Source organism: Virgibacillus salexigens, from assembly GCF_000723585.1.
GTDB lineage: Bacteria > Bacillota > Bacilli > Bacillales > Amphibacillaceae > Virgibacillus > Virgibacillus salexigens.
Genome location: NZ_CCDP010000002.1, coordinates 558,546 through 578,608 on the forward strand (window position 1 = coordinate 558,546; position 20,063 = coordinate 578,608).

Genomic DNA, 20,063 nt, shown 5'->3' on the forward strand with positions numbered 1-20,063 from the left:
ACCTAGTTCTAGAACGAATACTTCTCTTTTAAGTGCTGGGGAGCCATTTTAATCATCCATTGCAATAATAAAATTGCTATTGAAACATCATCTACAAGACCTAAGCCGAATAGAAAATCAGGAATTAAATCAAATGGAAATAAGAAATAGCCGATAATTAATACAGCAAACAAAATCTTTTTTGATTTTGTAACTTCCTTTTCCACAAAGAAATCTTTTAAAAATGGAATAGACCGTTGAAATGTAAATAGGAATCCAATACGTTTCCAAAACCTTCGCATGATAAGCAAGCTCCTTTCTTGATTTCCTTTATCCTAGTTATACTAGCATATATATATGTGATTTGCCGAATGATTCAACATGGCGCATAATATATGAAAATCTTTATAAGATGAGCCAATTAAAGACATAGCACTATAAAATAGCTGGGGAGAAGTAACACAAAAGGCCCTAAGAAAAGGATGGATAGCGAACCTTGTTTTTATACAAGGTCCACTATTTTATACTATTGATGCAGCTGATTTTTTGGTATTGGAATGTACATTAACTGATCATCATTCTCTGCTGGATTTCCTCGTCCATCTGTATTGTTCGTAATAATATACAATCCATTCTGGTCAGCCATTACATCTCGTACCCTACCAACATCTGAAATAATTGCTGTTTCGGTTTCCTTTAAGGGATCAAATTGGCGAAGTGCTTCCCCTCTTAAAGAAGCAAAATAAAACTTGCCTTGTAAATAGGTCATTCCAGAAGGAGCCCAAGTATCTTCACCTGAATGGATAATCGGAGTTTTCATTCCTTCTTTTGTCTCATCACCCTGTATCTCCGGCCAACCATAATTATTGCCTGCTTCGATCTGATTTATTTCATCTGTTGCGCTTGAACCATGTTCGGTTGCATATAACTGACTGCCTTTCCCCCAAGCTAAACCCTGTGGGTTACGATGACCGTAAGAAAAAACATAGGAATCTTGTTGCGGATTATCATTGGGAACGGTACCGTCAAGATTCATCCGAAGAATTTTCCCAGCAAGGCTCTCCATATCTTGAGCTGATTCAGGATTCGTAGCATCACCTGTAGTAATATACAACTTATTATCTGGCCCAATCTCCATTCTTCCACCTTGATGGAACTCTCCTCCTGGGATTTTATCAAGTAATATACTTTTTTCTCTCCATTGTTCTTCGGTCTCCTCTACTGTCACTACACGTTGATAATATGCTCCATTTTGTTCGTAGGAATAATAAGCAATTGCCGTATTTGTTTGTGAGAAATTCTCTGGGAACGCTAACCCCAATAATCCAGCTTCAGCTTGCTGGGATAAACTAGCATCAAATTGTACGGGTTTTCGATTAACTTCGTCCGCTTCCACTTTCACAATAGAACCGGTTCGCTCGCTAATATACAGCGAGCTATCTACTTGCTCAATTTCCCACGGTTCTTGCAAATTAGAAGCAATTACTTTCTTTTCGATTCCTTGATCTGTTTCTTCAGTGGTTTTTGATTCTTGTGACGCTTGATCTTTTTGAGACGAATTCGAATCGTTATCTTGTGCACATGCAGATACCAAAACGATAACAACCATGATAAAGAATACGTAGAAATCCCGAATACACAACACCTCATCATTATTCGTTTTACTAATCTATTTTGATTATTCCCTAAATTTAGTAACAAAAAACACTACAGTCTTTTCTTGCTTTTTTTCCTGAAATTCCATCTTTTCTTTGTTATTTTTAGATAGAATTCTTAAAGGCAGTAATGGTTTTGTTTCAATCAAAAAAAGATAGGCAAAATGTATTGGAAATGGAGTGCCCCCTCACCTATCCAAGGTAAGTTAGGTGAAGGACGAATACCACGAAACTCCTGCGGAAAAAGCCCCCGCAGTGGGGTTTTCACGAGGAGGCTCGGGCTTTCGTCCGCAGAAAGCGAGTGGTACCGCACGGGCGCACAAAAAAGCTTGTAGAAAAACATAAGATTTTTCTACAAGCTGACTGAAAGCAATACTTTCAGTGTTTTACGTTTCTTAGTCTATTTTATTCTTTTTCGCTGCTTTTTCACGTTCATTCTTATTTAAGATTTTTTTACGTAATCGGACTGTCTCAGGGGTTACTTCACAATATTCATCATCATTTAGATACTCAATTGCTTCTTCTAAAGACATTTCCCTGGTTTTGCGAATGGTTGAGGTTTGATCTTTTGTCGCAGAGCGAACATTGGTTAAATGTTTTTCCTTTGTAATATTAACCGTTAAGTCATTATCCCGATTATGTTCTCCTACAATCATACCGGAATAAACCTCCGTACCTGGGTTAACAAAGATAACACCACGATCTTCCAATTGCATAATACCATAAGTTGATGCTTTACCGTTTTCTAGTGCTACTAGGACACCTTCTCTTCTTCCACCAACTTGTCCTTTTATAATTGGTTCATATCCATCGAACGTATGGTTTAGGATTCCATACCCACGTGTTTGCGACATGAATTCTGTTGAATACCCAAGCAGTCCTCGTGATGGAACTTTAAATTCAAGGCGTACTTGACCATTTCCTTGGTTAACCATATCAAGCATTTCACCTTTTCTTTCCCCTAAAGATTCCATAATCGCTCCTGTATATTCTTCAGGTACATCGACTTGTACCCGTTCTACAGGTTCACACTTTACACCATCTATTTCTTTAATAATAACTTGCGGTTTCGATAGTTGTAATTCATATCCTTCACGACGCATATTTTCAATCAAAATGGATAGATGTAGTTCCCCACGCCCTGACACAATCCAAGCATCAGGTGAATCTGTTGGCTCCACTCTCAGACTAACATCTGTTTCTAATTGTTTTAGCAATCGTTCTTCAATTCGACGTGACGTAATATATTTTCCTTCTCTCCCAGCAAATGGGCTGTTGTTAACAAGAAAAGTCATTTGTAAGGTAGGTTCATCAATACGTAACCAAGGCAGTCCTTCGATATGATCCTGTGGACATATCGTTTCACCTACATTAATATCTTCCATTCCAGCAACTGCTACAATATCTCCCGCAACTGCTTCTTTAATTTCTATCCGTTTTAAGCCTATAAAGCCAAATAATTTAGTAATACGGAATGATTTTTCCGAACCATCTTTTTTCAAAATGACAACTTGCTGACCGACAGCGATTTTACCACGTACTACACGGCCCACACCAATTCGGCCAACGTAATCATTATAATCCAATAAAGTTATTTGGAATTGTAATGGCTCTTCACGATTATCCACTGGAGCCGGAATGTGATCCAGAATTGTGGTGAATACAGGATCCATCGTCTCTTCTTGTTCCTCTGGTTCAAACCCTGAAGTTCCATTTAAAGCAGAAGCATAAACTACAGGGAACTCTAGTTGGTCATCATCTGCACCAAGCTCAATGAATAAATCAAGCACTTCATCAATTACTTCGTGTGGACGTGCGTTTGGGCGATCAATTTTATTTAGCACGACGATTGGGGTAAGTTTTTGCTCCAGTGCTTTTTTTAATACAAAACGGGTTTGCGGCATCGTTCCTTCGTAAGCATCAACTACTAACGCCACTCCATCAACCATTTTCATAATTCGTTCCACTTCACCACCAAAGTCAGCATGGCCAGGCGTATCAAGGATATTAATGGCTGTGTCTTTATATTTAATCGCGGTATTCTTTGCCAAAATAGTAATACCACGTTCTCTCTCAATATCTCCAGAGTCCATCGCCCGCTCATTAACTTGCTCATTTTCGCGGAATGTCCCCGAATACTTTAAAAGCTGATCGACTAATGTCGTTTTACCATGGTCTACATGGGCAATAATAGCGATGTTGCGAATATCTTCTCTTAATTGCATACGTAAGCTCCTCTATTTACGAGTTGATTCAAACCATTCAATTATAACACACTTGCCGGTATTAGGTAAAAGTTTTGAAGTTTCATCGTTCTAAATGCTGCTCGAAAAATTCTATTTGGAATTTTGCTCCTCCAAGTTGTGAGCGATCGACAGTTATTCTGCCACCAGATTGTTCAATAATAGCTCGAGCAATTGCTAATCCAAGGCCAGTTTCTCCACCCTTTCCTTTTACAAATCGATGAAATATCTGCGGGATAAGGTTTTCGGATATCCCCTCACCATCGTCCTCTACAGTAATCAGGATTCGCTTGTTTTCTTGTTTAATATGCAAGCTTACCTTTTCGTTCGCATGACGTATGCCATTAAAGGTAAGATTTAAAAGGGCACGTAATAACTTTTCACCATCAGCGTATAATTCTGGTGACCCCTCCATGCTGTGCTTTAATTCAACTCCATTTTCATTAACAATTGGCAAAGCCCGATCCACTACTTGCTCCAAGATAACAGATAACTGTAACATTTCAGGATTATAAACATCTGGTTCACTATCTAATTTAGCTAATAGGACCATTTCATTAATTATTTTTTTCAAGCGTTTAACTTCTGTTACCATCACTTCCAAGCCCTTTTCTTCTTCATTCGCATCAAAAATCTTATCCCGGATTCCTTCTGCATACCCTTGGATTGTCATCAATGGCGTTTTTAGTTCATGGCTTGCATTTTGAAAGAAAGTTTGTTGAGAATTAATATACCTCTGTAGTTCGTTTGCCATCTCAAATACACTTTGTTCCACTTCCTTAATTTCCCCAGTAGCGTGAATTCTCTCCATGGAATTAAATTGACGTTTTTCGATTTTCTTCAATTGTTTTTTTAATTTAGAAAGTGGCGTTACTAATTTACGTGTAAATATATAACTCAGAATTGTTGCAATAGCGCCACCTATCAAGAATACAATTAGTAACCGGAAAATAAAATTCTGTTGAACAGATTCAATATCACTAAGTGGGGTTAATAAAATTAACTCTAATCCTGTACTTTCAGGTCTAATTAGAATTCGCGAAGTAACGTATTTATCATTTTTATACTCCCATAACGTTTCATTTTTATCGGAAAAATCATTGGTACGAAAGAATTCAGCAACAACCGATTTAGGTAATGGTGATACGACGGCATTTTGATTACGATCATATATAAATAATTGTAAATCTTGATCCTGGAGAAACTCCTCTAAATTACTTATACTCGTGTTACCGTACTGTTCATTTAGAACCTCAATTAATAAATCTCCTTTTTGCCTTAATTGCCGTTGCTCATCTTGAATAAGCATGTCCAAAATTAAAGAGTAAATCAAATATCCCGTTATCGCCATGACGATTAATAATAGAGTAGTAAATGCAGCATTTAGCTGAGATTGCAGCCTCATACTTGATCTCCTTCATGCCTTAATCGATAGCCGTAACCCCATACAGTTTCCAACGGAAGATCGGGTAGTTTCTTCCGAATCCGCTTCACTAAATCATCCACGGCTCGATCACTTCCAAAGTAATTATCTCCCCATATTTTTATTAGCAATTCTTCTCTAGAAAATGCGCGATTGATATTTTCAGTTAGTATCGATAACATATCAAATTCTTTGGTGGTTACTTCAAATTCTTGATTATCAAAGAAAATACGCCGTTCTTTCTTATCAATCGTTAGTTGGTCAACAGTTACTCTATCTTCCAGTTCTTCTTTTTCTACCAACACTTGCGAGCGTTTGAATAAACGTTTTACTCTAGCCACTAATTCTCGCGGGCTAAACGGCTTTGTTAAATAATCGTCTCCACCAAGCTCCAGCCCGAGAATCTTATCTATCTCTTCATCTTTTGCTGATATAATAATAATTGGAACTTCACTTTCATTACGAATTTTTTTGCAGAATTCATAACCATCCATACCAGGCAGCATAATATCTAATATCCACATATCGGGGCGGTCGGTTTGCCAAAACTCCCATGCATCCTCAGCATTATCCAGTACGGTTACTTCAAAACCCTCTTTTTTCAAATACGCGGATACAATATTTTGTATATTCGAATCATCTTCAACAACACCAATATGATTATTCATACTCTGTCACCTTTTCTACAAATTAATTACTTCTATTCTCACATAAATAGTTAATGTTTACATCCTAAATGGTTTTACACATTTTTTCCACATTTATACCAAATGAATCCCAAATAGCGTGGGTACAATATAAATATATCGATGGTGACTTCATTGAATTACATCTTTAAATTCTCATGAAGTGCCATTTACTCATATATTCAGGCTGGTGGATAACACCTCTGTTGCGTCCCCTAACTCCCCTCGTCGCTTAGAGATGGTATCCTAAAGCCTGTTTTTTAAAATCTTTGGAAAGGGTGAGGAAAGATGGATTATAAAGACGAAAATCAACGTAATGATTGGGATGGATATCCTAATGAAAATAATTCTTTCGAAGATGAACGGCCACTATCTGATACCTATCAAGACCATCAAACTCAAAGAGAATCATATAATCAAACAGATACAGGTACTTCCGATAATCATAGAGACTCTAAAGGAAATAAAAAACCTCCAAAAAATAAATCGATGCTGCACTTCTTCCTAGGAGGGTTATCTGGTGGTATCGTATCTGTAGCCTTAATAGTAGCATTGGTATTAACAAATATTATACCTATTAACCAACAAAGCGGAAACAATAATAACGCTACAGATAATTCAAACAATGAAGCAGCAGAAGTAGTCAAGACCTTGGCCTCCGATGACGCAGATGTTGCTACTAACATAGAAGAAACTTCTAAAGCTGTTGTTGGTGTACTTAATATGCAACAGCAAAGCGTATGGACTGAAAGCGAGGAAGCAGGTACTGGCTCAGGAATTATATATAAAAAGGAAAACGGCAAGGCATACGTTATTACGAATCAACACGTTGTAGAAGGGGCAAAAGAAGTAGAAATTGTGCTTAATTATCAAGAGGAACGCTTAAATGCAAAAGTACTAGGTACAGATGAATTAACCGATTTAGCTGTATTAGAAGTCGATGGCGAGAAAATAACAACTGTTGCTAACATGGGTACTTCAAAAGACCTTAAAGTAGGTGAAACTGCTATGGCTATTGGCAATCCGCTCGGCATGCAATTTGCTAACACCGTGACGAAAGGCGTAGTCAGTGGATTAAATCGCTCCATTGAAATTGATACAAATGGTGACCAGCAAGCAGATTGGGTAACAGAAGTTATTCAAACCGATGCTGCAATCAACCCTGGAAATAGCGGCGGTGCATTAGTAAATGAAAATGGAGCTGTCGTCGGTATTAACTCTATGAAAATTGCTCGTAGTGAAGTAGAAGGTATAGGTTTTGCCATCCCGGTAGATTCAGCACTTCCGATAATTGAACAATTAGAAAAAGAAGGTGAAATCGAAAGGCCGCTAATCGGAATTAGTACTGCCGCAATTAATCAAGTACCTCAACAGTATCGCAATGAAATTGCCTTGCCTGATGATGTAAAGGGCGGTATGGTTATCGCAGAGGTACAAAATGGTTCGGCAGCATCTGAAGCAGGTTTAGAACAATTTGATGTCATTACAAAAATTAATGGGAATGAAATTACATCGATTTTAGAATTAAGACAATTCCTCTATTCTGATGCATCCGTTGGTGAGACAGTCGAAATAGAGTACTATCGTGATGGTGAGAAGCAAACAACAGAATTAACACTTCAAGCACAAGAAGACAATGAAACAAACCAGTCAAACGAATGATAAACATGTAAAAACCCATTTCCTCAACAACAGGAGATGGGTTTTTTATAATGTTATCCAAAGAATAAATCAAAAATATTGCTGCTTGCAGAAGTTTCCTTATTGTAGAACTCCGAGTATCCACAATTTTTACAATATACAACAAGGAATTTATTATTCTGAACATCAAACATCTTCGATAACCCAGAACCTGTCATTGATACTTCTTTTTGATCCGCATCCGTACTGCCACATTTTAAACAACCTTTACTTTGATTCATTTCATTCACCTCTTATTTGTACTACGAATAAATGGAATAAAGGTTTCAAATGAAGTTGCAATGAGTTAGTCCAAATTCTCTTCATATTTATTATGATTAGCAGCCGGATGTGTATATTCTCCATTAATATCAGCAGCTAAAAATTCTTCTACACTTTCTACTGCTCCTGGTGCTCCATCACTATTTGGATACATTTCATCATAGTCTTCTTTCTCACCATAGAAGTCAGATGGAGTTTCAGAAGTTCCATAGACACTCACTTCTTGCCAAGCATCTTCTGCATCATATTCAACCTGTGAATCATCAGATCTTTCATCAGGATTTATATTTGGGCTAAAAACTTGCTCTTCAATGGTACGATGCTGCGTAAATGCATTATGATTCGCATGTTCCACACAACGATCAGCAGTAGGAACAGTAGCTAGCCTTTCATACGGAATATCTCCCCCACATTTCGTACATATACCATATGTGCCATCTTCAATAGCATGTAATGCTTCATTAATTTCTTCTAATTCCCTTTCAGCATGCTCATTAAGAGCTAGATCCTTTGACCTCTCAAATAATTCAGACCCTGTATCTCCAGGATGATTATCATAATTGGAAAGTTCCCCAATTGATTCCTGTGCCGTTTCAAGCGTAAGCCCTAAGTGATCCTGAACTTGATTAATCAACTCAGATTGCCGATTTAATAAGACTTCCTTACATGCCGCTAATTGTTGGTTCGTAATCATGGAAGATCGTCCTCTCTTTTTGAGTGAATATGTATCTATACTATGCACAAAAGAGGACGACGACATTCTCTATTTTTGCTCCCAAATCATGTCAATCCGAAATCGGTTATTTAGAATTTATTTCCATTTTTAGTTGATACATTATGGATGCAGGAATGCCAAAGGTTATATATAAATCCTTTTATTAAGGCGCTTCAAGATACATGTAAAAAATTGAAGCGAGAAGAAAATACATCCATGTTGATCATTTTTCTTACTATTACCCTTCACGTTTATAGAATGCGACAACACTTTCAGCCATTTCAATAATCTTATCCTGTAATTCTTTTGGTTCAATCACCCTTATTTGATCTGCAAACCCCAGTATATAGGCTTTTGCCTCATTTTCGGTATCAAAAGAAAGTTTGACAGGGACCCAATCATCCTTCGTTATATTTTCAACCTCCATATTTTGGACCAATCGTCCAGAGAACTTAAGCCATGTCAAGGTAGACGGCAGAACTTCCACTCGTACTTCGTAATGAGGTAAATTTTCTATAAATGCTTTTGTTGATAATTCCCAATACTGAGCAAGATTGAAATCTTTTGGTCTTTCAAATGTTTCTTCCAAAGGTTTTGCGGATAATATACGCGACGCCCTGTAATTTCGGATGTCATCATTTTCTTTGGAAGCAACGAAATACCAACGACTTCCTTTTGCTACAAGTCCAAGTGGTTTTACAACTCGTTCACTAGTATTTCCGTCCATACGCTGATATTCAATCTTTAATTTGTATTCGTTCCAAATGGCCTTTTTAAGAACTTCGAAGGACATTATTTTTTCTCTCCGCTTAAACCATGTGCTCATGTCAACATGAATACGATTCCAGACATCTTTAGCGTTTTCGCGATAAATAGATGGAAGCGAAGCGATTAGTTTATTCCTAGCTTCTTCGGATGTACGGGCAAATCCCAAGTCATCTAGCAATTGTGTGGACTGAGGTACAAATAGCGCACGAATTTCAGATTCCTTTAAACCTGTTAAATTAGTCCGATAATCTTCCAATAATGACCAGCCGCCGTTTTTCCCCCGTTCTGCTAAAACTGGGATACCGGTTCCACTTAAAGCATCCATATCTCGATAAATGGTTCGTTCGGAAACCTCCAGCTTTTCTGCTAATTCTTTGGCTGTCATTTGCCCATGTGATTGTAATAATAAAAGTATAGATACCAGTCGATCCCCTCTCATCAACCTCACCTTTTTATCATTTATTATGTTTATTTAATAAAATATGACATAAGTTGTCAAGAACAGGGTGTAATATTATAGGTAATTCATTGAGACCACTGTTCCATATACTTAAGCGCTCTACCCAGGAGGTGCAGTATGCAAGACCAAAATCACATCATTTTAAGCGAAGTAAATGAAACTAATTTAAAGAACATTTCCCTTGAAATCCCGAAAAAGAAAATCACTATATTCACAGGCGTATCCGGAGCAGGGAAGTCATCCATCGTCTTCGATACGATTAGTAAAGTCCAGGCTAGTCCTCACAAGGAACTGACTGAACAAATGCTTCGACATCATATCAAACGAACCTTTAACTGGCATGCTTTTGAAATGATTTGGCCAAATCCTCCTGCAGCTGAAAGACTGGCAAAGTTGACTGTTAAAACCTTATTTATAATTGGTACAGAGGAATTACCCGATAACCTTCGCGTCGCTGACTACTTTTGAAAACAATCAGCCGCTCAAATCATTGAAATTTCTGGTGCAGATCATATGGTGACGTTAACGCATCCCAAGGATTTGTATCGACATATAATATTTTTTAAAAGGATGATGATTGATATGCCAAGAACACCACAAGAGAATGAGCGTATTCGGCAGTTAGCCAAAGAGAGTATTCTTAAAGCTGCGATGGAATTATTCATCAAGCAGGGGTATCATGCGACTTCTATTAGCGACATTGCTATACAGGCTGGCGTCTCTAAAGGCCTGCTTTACAACTACTTTAAAGGGAAAGAAGAACTTCTGGCGACAATGGTAGACGCTCGGGTAGGAGAAATAGTTGAAGTCATGGATCAAGCAAAAGCTATCGATACACCAGTGGAGCAAATCAAGCATATTATAGAGGGTGCTATCGATAATGTCTACGATAGGCCGGAAGAATTTCGTTTCTATCTACATCCGCAAACGCAGCCTGAAGCAGATCATGAGCTGATCAAATACAGTCGTTTTCTTATTGAAGAGAACGGCAGACAGTTTGAGTTTCAATGTAAGATATTTGAAAAACTAGGAGCAAAGGAATCACGGAAACGGTCGTTATACTTTCCATCCACGCTTCAAGGCATTATGTTGATGATATCTACTTATCCACAGCAGTTTCCCATAGAAGAAATAAAAAAGCAGATCGTTGATGAGTTTTGTAACTCGCTTTCCTTTTAAAACAATTATATGGCGTGATTGCGACATACAAACAATGAAGCTCATTCTCTATCCGCCCCCTTCTTATTGAAGGGGCTTTTATGTAAATTAATTAAAATTAAACTTTTAAACTACACCAACAAACGTTCCTTTCATATGATTAATATTAAAATGGTTATAACATTTCACTCCTTTCTAGACATTGTTATTCTTTTAGCCCTCTCTTGTTCCAAGAGGGCTTGCTTCACATCTCTATATTTTAATATACATTTTAATATGTGATACCTAAATTATATTGCGAGTATGCCTATTAAAAAAACACCCAGGGGACGGGAGACAACTAAAATAGGTAACCTAAAAGTCGAACGATAAAATAGGAATGAGTTAAACGATGATACACATGCAGTCAACATACGTAGACTCATACCGGAACAGTACGAGCGGAAGATCCCGAAGGAAAGTGTGCTGACGAGGGATTGCCGGGGCAAGGAAGCTGAACCGTGCTCGCGGAAAGCGAAGGATTTTGACGAGAGCGATGATAGAACCTATTTTATGTAAACAACTCATCCGGACGGACTCCTCTACTATTTAAGTCTAGAAGCCAAAGAAGAATTATTACATAACTATAGCCCTAGTACAACAACCGCAAATTGAACTAGGGCAAGGTAATGGGGTTAACCCTTATAGATAATATTTACCAATGTATTTAAATATGACTAAAGACACATCATAAATTTAAGGCTTTTCTTAGCCTTTCAGATTACTCACTTTCTATATAAACATAGTATATGTAAGGTCTCACGCGAATTGCCCCTCTTAAACGAGGGGCTTTATTTAATTAAATAACGAAATGTTTGTAATTCACTAATCGCTCGCTCAATACCAGAAAAAGTATTTATAAAGTTACAATGATTCACATGTAGTCAACAGTTATTTGCTGCTTTGCGAATGATTGTTAGGCGCTTGTTGTTGTGAACTATTTAACCCACTTAGTGTGTTTGTTAGTTGTTGCGCATTTTGATTGTTAGTCATATTTTGGATGGGTTGAGTTATTTGTTGTGCTGAATTGTTCATTGCATTCGATAAATTTTGGGACATGTTCTTAAATGTTCCATTTTGTACTCCCTTTGTAATTCCATAAATTGCTGCTCCCGTTGCTCCTATGGCAAGTAGTGAAGTCATCATACCTCGATTATTCATATTTATCATCCTTTTTATTTGTTGGTTCTTCTTGAAATTCAATATTATTTTTGCATCATCCATCAAATTTATACGAATGATAATACTTCACTTTTTTCCATTTGAATTTACTTACTTTTCGTGATGAATAAGCATAAAAGTATTGCTTTAATAATAGCTCTTATATCAACATCAATTGTGATCATTTACCCAAGTCATATCAATATGCCAAATCCCATCATCAAGGTATGGCTCCGATATTTGTCTAAATTGAAAGGATTCATAGAACTTTTTTAAATATTGTTGCGCTTGTATTTTTAGGGTATACACTTGTTCATTTTTCATATAATGTAGTACATTTGCCAATAATTGTCTTCCATAACCATTGCCACGATATTTAGCCGCTACCAATACGCGACCAATTGATGCTTCTTCATACATACTACCCGCAGGTAATAATCGTGCATAAGCAGCGATTTCTTCACCATCTTTTAAATAATAATGGATGGATCGAAAATCATACCCATCCAATTCTGGATATGCACAACGTTGCTCCACGACGAACACATCTACTCTTAACTGAAGTATTTTATACAATTCTTCTGCATCTAATTCATTGAATGTTTTAACCACCCATTCCATTTAAAAAACCCTCCCCACTATGTTTACAATATAATTTAACTATAGCATACAGGAAAACTTGTTTATTTTGTCGAAAGAATTAGAAAGAGAAGAAAGGAGAGAAAAAATTGGTAACCACAGATACAAATATCGGATTTATCGGAACTGGTGTAATGGGCAAAAGTATGGCGCGTAATCTCATGAAAGCAGGATATAAATTATCAATTTATACTCGAACTCAACAGAAAGCGGAAGAATTACTGGCCGAAGGCGCAACATGGTATTCGTCCCCAACAGCCTTATCCAAATCATGTCATGTAATAATTACCATGGTTGGATACCCTTCAGACGTAGAAGAAATCTATTTTGGCGAAAATGGCATATTGAATCATGTGTCTCCTGGTTCGTTTTTAATTGATATGACTACTTCAAAACCACAATTAGCAATAGATATTGCAAATCAGGCAAAACAAAAAAATTGTTATGCCTTAGATGCACCTGTATCTGGTGGTGATTTAGGTGCCAGAAACGGAAAGTTAGCAATTATGGTTGGCGGAGAAGAGCAAGCATTTCAGGATGTTAAAGAGCTTTTTCAGATTATGGGAGAAAATATCATGCTTCAGGGAGAAGCGGGGGCAGGCCAACACACAAAACTCGCAAATCAAATTACCATTGCTTCCAATATGATTGGTGTTTGTGAAGCAATTGCTTATGCAAAAAAAGCTGGACTCGATCCAAGCCGCGTTTTGGATAGTATTACAACTGGTGCTGCAGGTAGTTGGTCATTATCCAACCTAGCACCACGAATGATTGTTGGTGATTTTGCACCAGGGTTCTATGTGAAGCATTTTATCAAAGATATGAGAATTGCGCTTGAGTCTGCGGAAGAACTTGGTCTATCCACACACGGATTATCGCTTTCACTAAAGTTATATCAGGAACTTGAGGAAAAGGGTGAAGCTGATAGTGGAACACAAGCGTTAATGAAACTATTTGCTTAAAACAAAAATGCTGAGAGAAGGGGTAACAATTATGCTATTGTTGCCCCTTGTGTTTGATTTCCTCTGCTGCTTGTTGGACGATAAAACCTAATTCATCATTACCAAATAATTGTAGCACTTGTAATACCGTTTCCGTTGGAATCATTTCTGACTCTTCCCTTGAAACAGTTGAATTGATAGCTTCAACTAACGCTTGATTTGTACCTGTCTGATTAGGATACGCTTGATTATACAAAGCTTCCGGGTCTAAGTTATTATTCTTGCACCATTGGGTGAACACAAGAATCATCATTTTTTCTTCTTGTTGATAATTATCTATGATTTGCTGCTCTTTTGCTTTTTCGTTCATGATTCCCCCGCCTTTTTTAACATAAATATCCAAGAAAAGGATAGTGCTTGTTTTAGTTCTGTCGTTAAGTGAGCATAATTTTCTTTTGTTACGCCTTGTTTATATACTCCAAATCCATCCGTACAGGAAAGATTCATCTCCTCACATAGTTTTTCAAATTCCCATGGCATCATCGTATTACATATAGCTTTTTCCATATGTAAACGTGGATAACTATTTATTCTCGGACCGGCAGTCGGACCAAGAATACCAATACAAAGCCAACCGCCCTGCTTTACTACTCGCTTTATTTCTTTTATTGCATGTTTAGGATTCTCCGTCCACTCTAAACTATTTATTGCCATCACACCATCAAATGTTTCCTTTTTGAAAGGAAGCTGATTTACATTTCCTTGTAAGAATTCAATACTGCTTGGATGCTCTGCTCTTGCATAGTTAATCATATTGGCTGATATATCAAGGCCCACTGCTTGGTACTTCTGCTCATAAAGCTTATATGTTCCATATCCATCACCACAGCCAATATCCAGAACATAGCCTCCTGTTTGAAAGTAGTTATTAATAAATGGGATAATCTCGCTCCTACTCCCATTTTCCCACATATTCTGACTTCGTTCATTCCAAAACGCTGCTCGATTGTCCCATTGTTCAGTAGCCTCTTTATTCCAATCAAAGCTTGTCATGAGTTTCCTCCTTATATAACAAAGATTTCGATTTGTAATATAGTTAAATTCTATCCTTTTCTAATGTATAAAAAAAGGCTTATCTCAAAAGAGATAAGCCTTTTTTCTATATCTATTATAGACGAGTAACGTTTGCAGCCTGTGGCCCGCGGTTACCTTCTACGATTTCAAATTCAACATCTTGACCTTCTTCAAGTGTTTTGAAACCTTCAGCTTGGATAGCTGAGAAGTGTACGAATACGTCGTCTCCGTCTTCACGCTCGATGAAACCGAAGCCTTTTTCAGCATTAAACCATTTTACTTTACCAGTCATTAAAATGACCTCCTTATACAAATATCGTGCAAAGTAATTGAATCATAAATACTTTTACACTCACTTTGATAAAGAGATCGTAAAGTATTATTCAAACTTCAATTTCCTTTTGCACTTTTAACTTTACCTTGTTCTTTAATAAAATGCAAGTGCATAAGCGGATATTCGCAACATTTTTTCGCAATTGCTCTATAATTCCTATGAAAATAATTTGATAATTCATATTTTGGAATATTTTTTTAGGCGATTCCACCTATTTGTCAGACATCCGTTAAATTACGACATTATATCCTTGTTCTTCCACCGCTTCACGCATAGTCTGAATATTCACCTGTGCTTCATCATAGGTTACATCTACTTTTCCAGTATTCAGATGAACTTCTACTCCCGTAACACCATTCAATGCTTCAAGTGCACCTTTCACTGCTTGTTCACAGTGGCCACAGCTCATTCCTCTTACATCTAATGTTGTTTGCATCATTTATATCTCCTTTCAATTATTGCTTTCCACGAAAATATATCCATTTAAACCTTATTTCTGCTATAGTTTCAGCCGTTTTAATCGTAAAGAATTGGAGACAACACTGACGGAACTAAATGCCATTGCAGCTCCAGCAATCCATGGAGCTAATAAGCCGAGAGCTGCAATTGGTATACCTGCACTGTTATAGGCAAAAGCCCAGAATAAATTTGCCGGATATTTTTTATCGTTGCTTGACTTGTTTTGATCGCCATTGGTATTAAAAGCAACTCGCCACCCAAGATCGTTACATCTGCTGCTTCTATAGCAACTTCTGTCCCTGTCCAATGGCAATACCAATATCGGCTACTGCTAATTAATTCCGTCACCAACCATTGCTACTTGCTTACCTTGTTGTTGCACCATTTTTACTTTTTCTGCTTTCTGCTTTGGAAGAACCTTTGCAATCACTTGGCTAATTCCAACTTGTTTCGCGATCGCCTCAGCTGTTCTTTCATTATCTCCTGTGAGCATAATTACTTCCAAGTCTTGAGATTGAAGTTGTTCAATTGCTTCTATTGCAGTATCTTTTATTGTATCTGCAACAGCAATAACTCCTTTCAAGTCATAATCAATTGCGATCAGCATGGCCGTCTTCCCATCAGCCTCAAATCGTTGAACTTCTTCCTCTACTGTTTGATAGTTAACGCTTTTGTTTCCAAATATTTACCAAATAATATTAACGTGATTAGAATAGCACTCGTTTCAAAATAAAGATGTGGCATATAAGTTGGATCCCCAATGGTTTTTAACGATTCATACAACCTATAAAAATAAGCTGCACTTGTACCTAGAGCTACCAACACATCCATATTTGCTGAATAATTCCGCAGGTTCTTATAAGCTCCAATATAAAATTGGCAGCCAATCAAAAATTGAACGGGTGTAGCTAAGACAAATTTAAAACCAAGGATTCATAAAGATAGCCCGGCAATTGTAGACCAAATAAATGGTCAAACATAGTTATTAATAGTGGCATAGATAAAACACTGCAGCAACCAACTTCCTTCTCATTCGCTTTAACTGTTCTTCTTTTTTCGATTGTTTTTGTTAGTTTTCGGTCTTTAACTGTGCATGATACCCTAGCTTTTCAATTACATTAATTATTTCACCTTCCCCAGTAACTGCGGAATTTGTATTCAATCGAAGCAGATTCATTGGCCAGATTTACCGATGCATTAAAAATTCAGATTTTTCATTAAGTGCTTTCTCAATTCTAGTTGAACAAGCAGCACAGGTCATACCTGTTATTCCGAATGTAACATGTTGTTTTTCAGGTATTGGATACACCTTCATTTAGAAAACTGTTTTAATACTTCCATTAACTCATCAATCGCTTCATTGCCTTCACCATTTTTAACAGCATCCGTAACACAATGTTTCGTGTGTCGTTCTGCTACAGAAAATCCAACCTTTTTTAATGCAGCATTAATCGCGCTGATTTGAACTAAGATATCGATGCAATAGCGATCTTCCTCAACCATTTTTTGTATCCCTCGTACTTGTCCTTCTATGCGCTTTAGCCGATTCGTTATTGCTGCCTTTTCATCCTTTGTCCTTGGAGTTACTGGGTGGTCATGCCTTTGGTTTGCCATCTATCTTCATCTCCTTATTATTGGTTTCATTCATCTTTCGCTATATACTATACCCCTCTAATGTATAATGCACAACAAAAAAGCATATAAATCCCATCACTATTTTGTATCATTTTTTCTTTTTCTAGTTAATACAAAAAACCTTTTCCATAAGAGCTATATTTTCAGCTTCTACGAAAAAGGTGATTCCATACGGTATTTAGTTAAAAATATAGAACATAAATGCAATTAAACCTATAAGTACTGCCAAACTATAAATCCCAATTAAAATAGGGACATTCGTTTTTAACGAATTTACCTCATATTCAGATGAGCGGATTCGCTCATTTTCGGGAGAATCTCCTTCCTCCTCATACCTTCTTAGTTTATTCTCTTCCTGCTTGAAAGCAAACAAGGTAGCGCCTAGAGCAATCACAAATAAGATAATTAAAAAGACGATTAAACCAACACTCACTTTTTTCTGCCCCCATTCAAATTCCTAGTTTAAGAATTACATGGGGAACAGCACTTTGCAATCGTTTTCGATCAATTGTCAAAAATCGTTACCTTATTATTACGCGATCTTTTCGACCATTAGATTAGCATGGATTAATCGATTCCTCACTATAATCCCAATCCAGCTTGCCATTAACACTTTAATAAATCCAACAATAATAAACGGATATACCCCCGCTAACATAGCTTCTTGCCAGTTAACATCCAGTACATACTTCATCTGAATTGTTCCAAATACTAAGGTAATAAACATACCAACTGTATTCGCAATAACAGCATAAAGGTAGTTAAAACGTGTCTTCTCTAAGATCATTCCCGTAGCAAAGGCTGCTAAAATAAATCCCATTATGTATCCACCCGATGGACCAGCTAAAACTTGAAGACCCCCGCTAAAACCAGCAAAAACAGGTACACCGACTGCTCCGATTAATACATAGCAAATCATTGCTATCGCTCCAAGCCTACTTCCCAAAATGGTTGCAGTGATGCCTACTGCTAATGTCTGACCACTTATTGGAATAATTGGTAAAGGAATTTCAATTTGCGCCAATATGGCTGTTAACGCCGAGAAGATTGCACACGTTGTAATCCTATGCATCTTTTTACTTTTTGAATTCATCCTCACACCTCCCCTTAAGAATAATTAGATTAAATTCTATTTTAAAAACATTTGTTTGTCAACCACATTTAATTAAGGTTGACAAAAAAACTCCCAAGCGACAGATCATACTATCGTTTGGGAGAAAAATGGAGGCTATTCGGCTGTTAAACGTAATACAGATTCTAATAGGACATTTACACCTTTTGCACAATCATCCCAGTCTGTTAACTCATCTTCAGCATGACTTTTTCCATTTACACTTGGAACAAAAACCATAGCAGATGGAATATAAGTCGCAATAAATTGGGCATCGTGCCCAGCTCCACTAACCATTCGCTTATATGAATAACCTAAGCCTTTGGCGGATTGTTCCAGTATGTTTACAATAGCTGAATCAAACCAAACCGTATCTCTGCCCCACAGTTTTCGCAAGGTGACATCACAATCTTCTTTCATGGGAGAAGATGGAATAGCCTGAATAATTTCTTCTACTTGTTTAATAATCGCTTCATCTTGATGACGTGCTTCTAAAGAGAATACAACCTTATTCGGAATAACCGTATGAATATTGGGGCTAACATCTACCCTACCTATTGTAAATACTATGCTTTCATCCAATCGACTTAACCTATCCCGTAATTGACTAATTACGCTATTCGCAGTAAATAGTGCATCTTTTCTCATTTGCATTGGTGTTGTACCAGCATGATCCGATTCACCTGTAATTTCTATTTCATAACAAACCATTCCGACCACACATTCTACAACACCAATTTTTAAGGATTCCTGTTCTAAAATTGGTCCTTGCTCAATATGAAGCTCCAGAAAAGCCTCGGCCTCAGTTAGTCGATTCGCTTCCTGTCCAATATAACCACTTGCTTCCAACGCTTCCTTAAACGTTATCCCATGATTATCTGTGGACTGTAGCATTCTGGTTTTATCAAATTTTCCTGAGATGACCCCTGAAGCCATCATCGAGGGTTCAAACCTTGCGCCCTCTTCATTTGTTATATTAGCAATAACAATAGGTATTTGCGGTTTAACCTTATTTTCGACGATCGTTCGTACCACTTCAAGTCCAGCTACTACTCCCAATACGCCATCAAATCGTCCGCCTTTTTCTACAGAATCTAGATGCGATCCAATTACAATTGGTTGCTTTTCATTATTGACGCCCGCTAGTCTTGCATACATATTTCCCATATCATCATAGAATACGTCCATTCCTAGATTTTCACAACATGATTGAAAGTAGGACCTCACTTTTAAATCCTGCTCTGATAAGGCAAGGCGAGTTACGCCATTATTTGCAGTCCTGCCAAAATCTGCGAATTTCTCCAATGTATCTCTTAAACGTTCTCCATTAACCAAAACTTTTTGGTTTTCCATTTCCTTCATCTCCCCTTTTGTTAGTGTTGCACAAGTCACTTGATTAAGTAATCGTTCCTTCTCTTCCTTGCCTAATAAGTAATGTCGTCAGGTACTTCCTGCTCTCGGGATTGGTTAAGCGAATCGTTCTTTGCTCATTTGTCTCTATCCGTTCCATATGGACCACATCCCCATCTAAATTACTTGTTATCCTTGTCATTTTAAAACCACTATGAAGCAATTGATCAATTTGATTCTTTTCCGTTTCAAAAACATCGTAAACTGTCAT

At 37.3% G+C, this 20,063-nt stretch carries 24 protein-coding genes and 1 pseudogene; 4 read left to right on the forward strand and 21 right to left on the reverse strand.

Going from position 1 to position 20,063, the window contains the following annotated elements:
• Positions 1–8: 8 nt before the first annotated feature.
• From BN990_RS15655 to BN990_RS15675, 5 genes are all read right to left on the reverse strand, one after another.
• Complete coding sequence (locus BN990_RS15655; protein ID WP_021288627.1) at positions 9–281, reverse strand: YkvA family protein; 273 nt, start codon at positions 279–281, stop codon at positions 9–11.
• Between the two features lie 224 nt (positions 282–505).
• Positions 506–1,588, reverse strand: coding sequence for a PQQ-dependent sugar dehydrogenase (locus tag BN990_RS15660; protein ID WP_021288628.1), 1,083 nt, complete (start codon positions 1,586–1,588; stop codon positions 506–508).
• 441 nt (positions 1,589–2,029) lie between these two features.
• Complete coding sequence (gene typA, locus BN990_RS15665) at positions 2,030–3,859, reverse strand: translational GTPase TypA (protein ID WP_021288630.1); 1,830 nt, start codon at positions 3,857–3,859, stop codon at positions 2,030–2,032.
• A gap of 82 nt (positions 3,860–3,941) precedes the next feature.
• On the reverse strand, positions 3,942–5,282 hold the full coding sequence (locus BN990_RS15670; protein ID WP_021288631.1) for a sensor histidine kinase: 1,341 nt from the start codon (positions 5,280–5,282) through the stop codon (positions 3,942–3,944).
• A complete protein-coding gene (locus tag BN990_RS15675) occupies positions 5,279–5,968 on the reverse strand; it encodes a response regulator transcription factor (RefSeq protein ID WP_021288632.1) in 690 nt (229 codons plus the stop codon). Before BN990_RS15675 ends, BN990_RS15670 begins: the two co-directional genes overlap by 4 nt.
• A gap of 306 nt (positions 5,969–6,274) precedes the next feature.
• Between BN990_RS15675 and BN990_RS15680 the strand changes: the two genes are divergently transcribed.
• Positions 6,275–7,648, forward strand: coding sequence for a S1C family serine protease (locus tag BN990_RS15680; protein ID WP_021288633.1), 1,374 nt, complete (start codon positions 6,275–6,277; stop codon positions 7,646–7,648).
• Between the two features lie 53 nt (positions 7,649–7,701).
• Here BN990_RS15680 and BN990_RS15685 read toward each other — a convergent pair whose 3' ends face one another.
• From BN990_RS15685 to BN990_RS15695, 3 genes are all read right to left on the reverse strand, one after another.
• On the reverse strand, positions 7,702–7,908 hold the full coding sequence (locus tag BN990_RS15685; protein ID WP_021288634.1) for a zinc ribbon domain-containing protein: 207 nt from the start codon (positions 7,906–7,908) through the stop codon (positions 7,702–7,704).
• Between the two features lie 65 nt (positions 7,909–7,973).
• A complete protein-coding gene (locus BN990_RS15690; RefSeq protein WP_038245757.1) occupies positions 7,974–8,642 on the reverse strand; it encodes a TraR/DksA C4-type zinc finger protein in 669 nt (222 codons plus the stop codon).
• Positions 8,643–8,901: 259 nt separating this feature from the next.
• Positions 8,902–9,870, reverse strand: coding sequence for a helix-turn-helix transcriptional regulator (locus tag BN990_RS15695; RefSeq protein ID WP_021288636.1), 969 nt, complete (start codon positions 9,868–9,870; stop codon positions 8,902–8,904).
• A gap of 138 nt (positions 9,871–10,008) precedes the next feature.
• Here BN990_RS15695 and BN990_RS21595 point away from each other — a divergent pair, with 138 nt between their 5' ends.
• Together BN990_RS21595 and BN990_RS15705 are read left to right on the forward strand one after the other, a co-directional pair.
• The gene (locus BN990_RS21595; RefSeq protein WP_051739228.1) at positions 10,009–10,359 is read left to right on the forward strand and encodes a P-loop NTPase family protein; all 351 of its coding nucleotides are present in this window, start codon (positions 10,009–10,011) and stop codon (positions 10,357–10,359) included.
• A gap of 114 nt (positions 10,360–10,473) precedes the next feature.
• Complete coding sequence (locus BN990_RS15705; protein ID WP_038246085.1) at positions 10,474–11,070, forward strand: TetR/AcrR family transcriptional regulator; 597 nt, start codon at positions 10,474–10,476, stop codon at positions 11,068–11,070.
• Between the two features lie 909 nt (positions 11,071–11,979).
• Here the strand turns inward: BN990_RS15705 and BN990_RS15710 are convergent.
• Complete coding sequence (locus tag BN990_RS15710) at positions 11,980–12,249, reverse strand: hypothetical protein (RefSeq protein WP_021288638.1); 270 nt, start codon at positions 12,247–12,249, stop codon at positions 11,980–11,982.
• A gap of 171 nt (positions 12,250–12,420) precedes the next feature.
• A complete protein-coding gene (locus BN990_RS15715) occupies positions 12,421–12,870 on the reverse strand; it encodes a GNAT family N-acetyltransferase (RefSeq protein ID WP_021288639.1) in 450 nt (149 codons plus the stop codon).
• A gap of 107 nt (positions 12,871–12,977) precedes the next feature.
• Here BN990_RS15715 and BN990_RS15720 point away from each other — a divergent pair, with 107 nt between their 5' ends.
• Complete coding sequence (locus tag BN990_RS15720; RefSeq protein ID WP_021288640.1) at positions 12,978–13,850, forward strand: NAD(P)-dependent oxidoreductase; 873 nt, start codon at positions 12,978–12,980, stop codon at positions 13,848–13,850.
• Positions 13,851–13,884: 34 nt separating this feature from the next.
• Here BN990_RS15720 and BN990_RS15725 read toward each other — a convergent pair whose 3' ends face one another.
• The 11 genes and pseudogenes from BN990_RS15725 to BN990_RS15780 all read right to left on the reverse strand — a co-directional run bounded on the left by BN990_RS15725 (position 13,885) and on the right by BN990_RS15780 (position 20,063).
• Entirely contained in the window at positions 13,885–14,199 is a 315-nt protein-coding gene (locus BN990_RS15725) for a hypothetical protein (protein WP_038245759.1), read from the reverse strand.
• A complete protein-coding gene (locus BN990_RS15730) occupies positions 14,196–14,882 on the reverse strand; it encodes a class I SAM-dependent methyltransferase (RefSeq protein WP_021288642.1) in 687 nt (228 codons plus the stop codon). Before BN990_RS15730 ends, BN990_RS15725 begins: the two co-directional genes overlap by 4 nt.
• Positions 14,883–14,997: 115 nt before the next feature.
• Positions 14,998–15,195, reverse strand: a complete 198-nt coding sequence (locus BN990_RS15735; RefSeq protein WP_021288643.1) for a cold shock domain-containing protein — start codon at positions 15,193–15,195, stop codon at positions 14,998–15,000.
• 271 nt (positions 15,196–15,466) lie between these two features.
• Entirely contained in the window at positions 15,467–15,673 is a 207-nt protein-coding gene (copZ, locus tag BN990_RS15740) for a copper chaperone CopZ (RefSeq protein ID WP_021288644.1), read from the reverse strand.
• A 63-nt stretch (positions 15,674–15,736) separates the two neighbouring features.
• A pseudogene (locus BN990_RS23635) lies at positions 15,737–16,318 on the reverse strand (HAD-IC family P-type ATPase); the annotation flags it as partial.
• A gap of 26 nt (positions 16,319–16,344) precedes the next feature.
• Positions 16,345–16,527, reverse strand: coding sequence for a hypothetical protein (locus BN990_RS23640; RefSeq protein ID WP_021288647.1), 183 nt, complete (start codon positions 16,525–16,527; stop codon positions 16,345–16,347).
• 480 nt (positions 16,528–17,007) lie between these two features.
• Positions 17,008–17,310 (reverse strand): metal-sensing transcriptional repressor, encoded by a 303-nt coding sequence (locus tag BN990_RS15760; RefSeq protein WP_021288648.1) that lies wholly within the window; start codon positions 17,308–17,310, stop codon positions 17,008–17,010.
• A 199-nt stretch (positions 17,311–17,509) separates the two neighbouring features.
• Positions 17,510–17,764 carry a hypothetical protein gene (locus BN990_RS15765; RefSeq protein ID WP_021288649.1) on the reverse strand — a complete coding sequence of 85 codons (255 nt, stop codon included), beginning with the start codon at positions 17,762–17,764 and terminating at the stop codon, positions 17,510–17,512.
• A gap of 99 nt (positions 17,765–17,863) precedes the next feature.
• The gene (locus BN990_RS15770) at positions 17,864–18,424 is read right to left on the reverse strand and encodes a biotin transporter BioY (protein ID WP_021288650.1); all 561 of its coding nucleotides are present in this window, start codon (positions 18,422–18,424) and stop codon (positions 17,864–17,866) included.
• A 135-nt stretch (positions 18,425–18,559) separates the two neighbouring features.
• Positions 18,560–19,795 (reverse strand): Zn-dependent hydrolase, encoded by a 1,236-nt coding sequence (locus BN990_RS15775; protein WP_038245761.1) that lies wholly within the window; start codon positions 19,793–19,795, stop codon positions 18,560–18,562.
• A 43-nt stretch (positions 19,796–19,838) separates the two neighbouring features.
• Positions 19,839–20,063, reverse strand: a complete 225-nt coding sequence (locus BN990_RS15780) for a hypothetical protein (protein WP_021288652.1) — start codon at positions 20,061–20,063, stop codon at positions 19,839–19,841.

Excerpts from the sequence above, each read along its gene's own strand:
- BN990_RS15655 (WP_021288627.1), bottom strand. The coding sequence starts at position 281 with ATGCGAAGGTTTTGGAAACGTATTGGATTCCTATTTACATTTCAACGG.
- BN990_RS15660 (WP_021288628.1), bottom strand. The coding sequence starts at position 1,588 with ATGGTTGTTATCGTTTTGGTATCTGCATGTGCACAAGATAACGATTCG.
- typA (WP_021288630.1), bottom strand. The coding sequence starts at position 3,859 with ATGCAATTAAGAGAAGATATTCGCAACATCGCTATTATTGCCCATGTA.
- BN990_RS15670 (WP_021288631.1), bottom strand. The coding sequence starts at position 5,282 with ATGAGGCTGCAATCTCAGCTAAATGCTGCATTTACTACTCTATTATTA.
- BN990_RS15675 (WP_021288632.1), bottom strand. The coding sequence starts at position 5,968 with ATGAATAATCATATTGGTGTTGTTGAAGATGATTCGAATATACAAAAT.
- BN990_RS15680 (WP_021288633.1), top strand. The coding sequence starts at position 6,275 with ATGGATTATAAAGACGAAAATCAACGTAATGATTGGGATGGATATCCT.
- BN990_RS15685 (WP_021288634.1), bottom strand. The coding sequence starts at position 7,908 with ATGAATCAAAGTAAAGGTTGTTTAAAATGTGGCAGTACGGATGCGGAT.
- BN990_RS15690 (WP_038245757.1), bottom strand. The coding sequence starts at position 8,642 with ATGATTACGAACCAACAATTAGCGGCATGTAAGGAAGTCTTATTAAAT.
- BN990_RS15695 (WP_021288636.1), bottom strand. The coding sequence starts at position 9,870 with ATGAGAGGGGATCGACTGGTATCTATACTTTTATTATTACAATCACAT.
- BN990_RS21595 (WP_051739228.1), top strand. The coding sequence starts at position 10,009 with ATGCAAGACCAAAATCACATCATTTTAAGCGAAGTAAATGAAACTAAT.
- BN990_RS15705 (WP_038246085.1), top strand. The coding sequence starts at position 10,474 with ATGCCAAGAACACCACAAGAGAATGAGCGTATTCGGCAGTTAGCCAAA.
- BN990_RS15710 (WP_021288638.1), bottom strand. The coding sequence starts at position 12,249 with ATGAATAATCGAGGTATGATGACTTCACTACTTGCCATAGGAGCAACG.
- BN990_RS15715 (WP_021288639.1), bottom strand. The coding sequence starts at position 12,870 with ATGGAATGGGTGGTTAAAACATTCAATGAATTAGATGCAGAAGAATTG.
- BN990_RS15725 (WP_038245759.1), bottom strand. The coding sequence starts at position 14,199 with ATGAACGAAAAAGCAAAAGAGCAGCAAATCATAGATAATTATCAACAA.
- BN990_RS15730 (WP_021288642.1), bottom strand. The coding sequence starts at position 14,882 with ATGACAAGCTTTGATTGGAATAAAGAGGCTACTGAACAATGGGACAAT.
- BN990_RS15735 (WP_021288643.1), bottom strand. The coding sequence starts at position 15,195 with ATGACTGGTAAAGTAAAATGGTTTAATGCTGAAAAAGGCTTCGGTTTC.
- copZ (WP_021288644.1), bottom strand. The coding sequence starts at position 15,673 with ATGCAAACAACATTAGATGTAAGAGGAATGAGCTGTGGCCACTGTGAA.
- BN990_RS23640 (WP_021288647.1), bottom strand. The coding sequence starts at position 16,527 with ATGGATGTGTTGGTAGCTCTAGGTACAAGTGCAGCTTATTTTTATAGG.
- BN990_RS15760 (WP_021288648.1), bottom strand. The coding sequence starts at position 17,310 with ATGGCAAACCAAAGGCATGACCACCCAGTAACTCCAAGGACAAAGGAT.
- BN990_RS15770 (WP_021288650.1), bottom strand. The coding sequence starts at position 18,424 with ATGAATTCAAAAAGTAAAAAGATGCATAGGATTACAACGTGTGCAATC.
- BN990_RS15775 (WP_038245761.1), bottom strand. The coding sequence starts at position 19,795 with ATGGAAAACCAAAAAGTTTTGGTTAATGGAGAACGTTTAAGAGATACA.
- BN990_RS15780 (WP_021288652.1), bottom strand. The coding sequence starts at position 20,063 with ATGACAGTTTACGATGTTTTTGAAACGGAAAAGAATCAAATTGATCAA.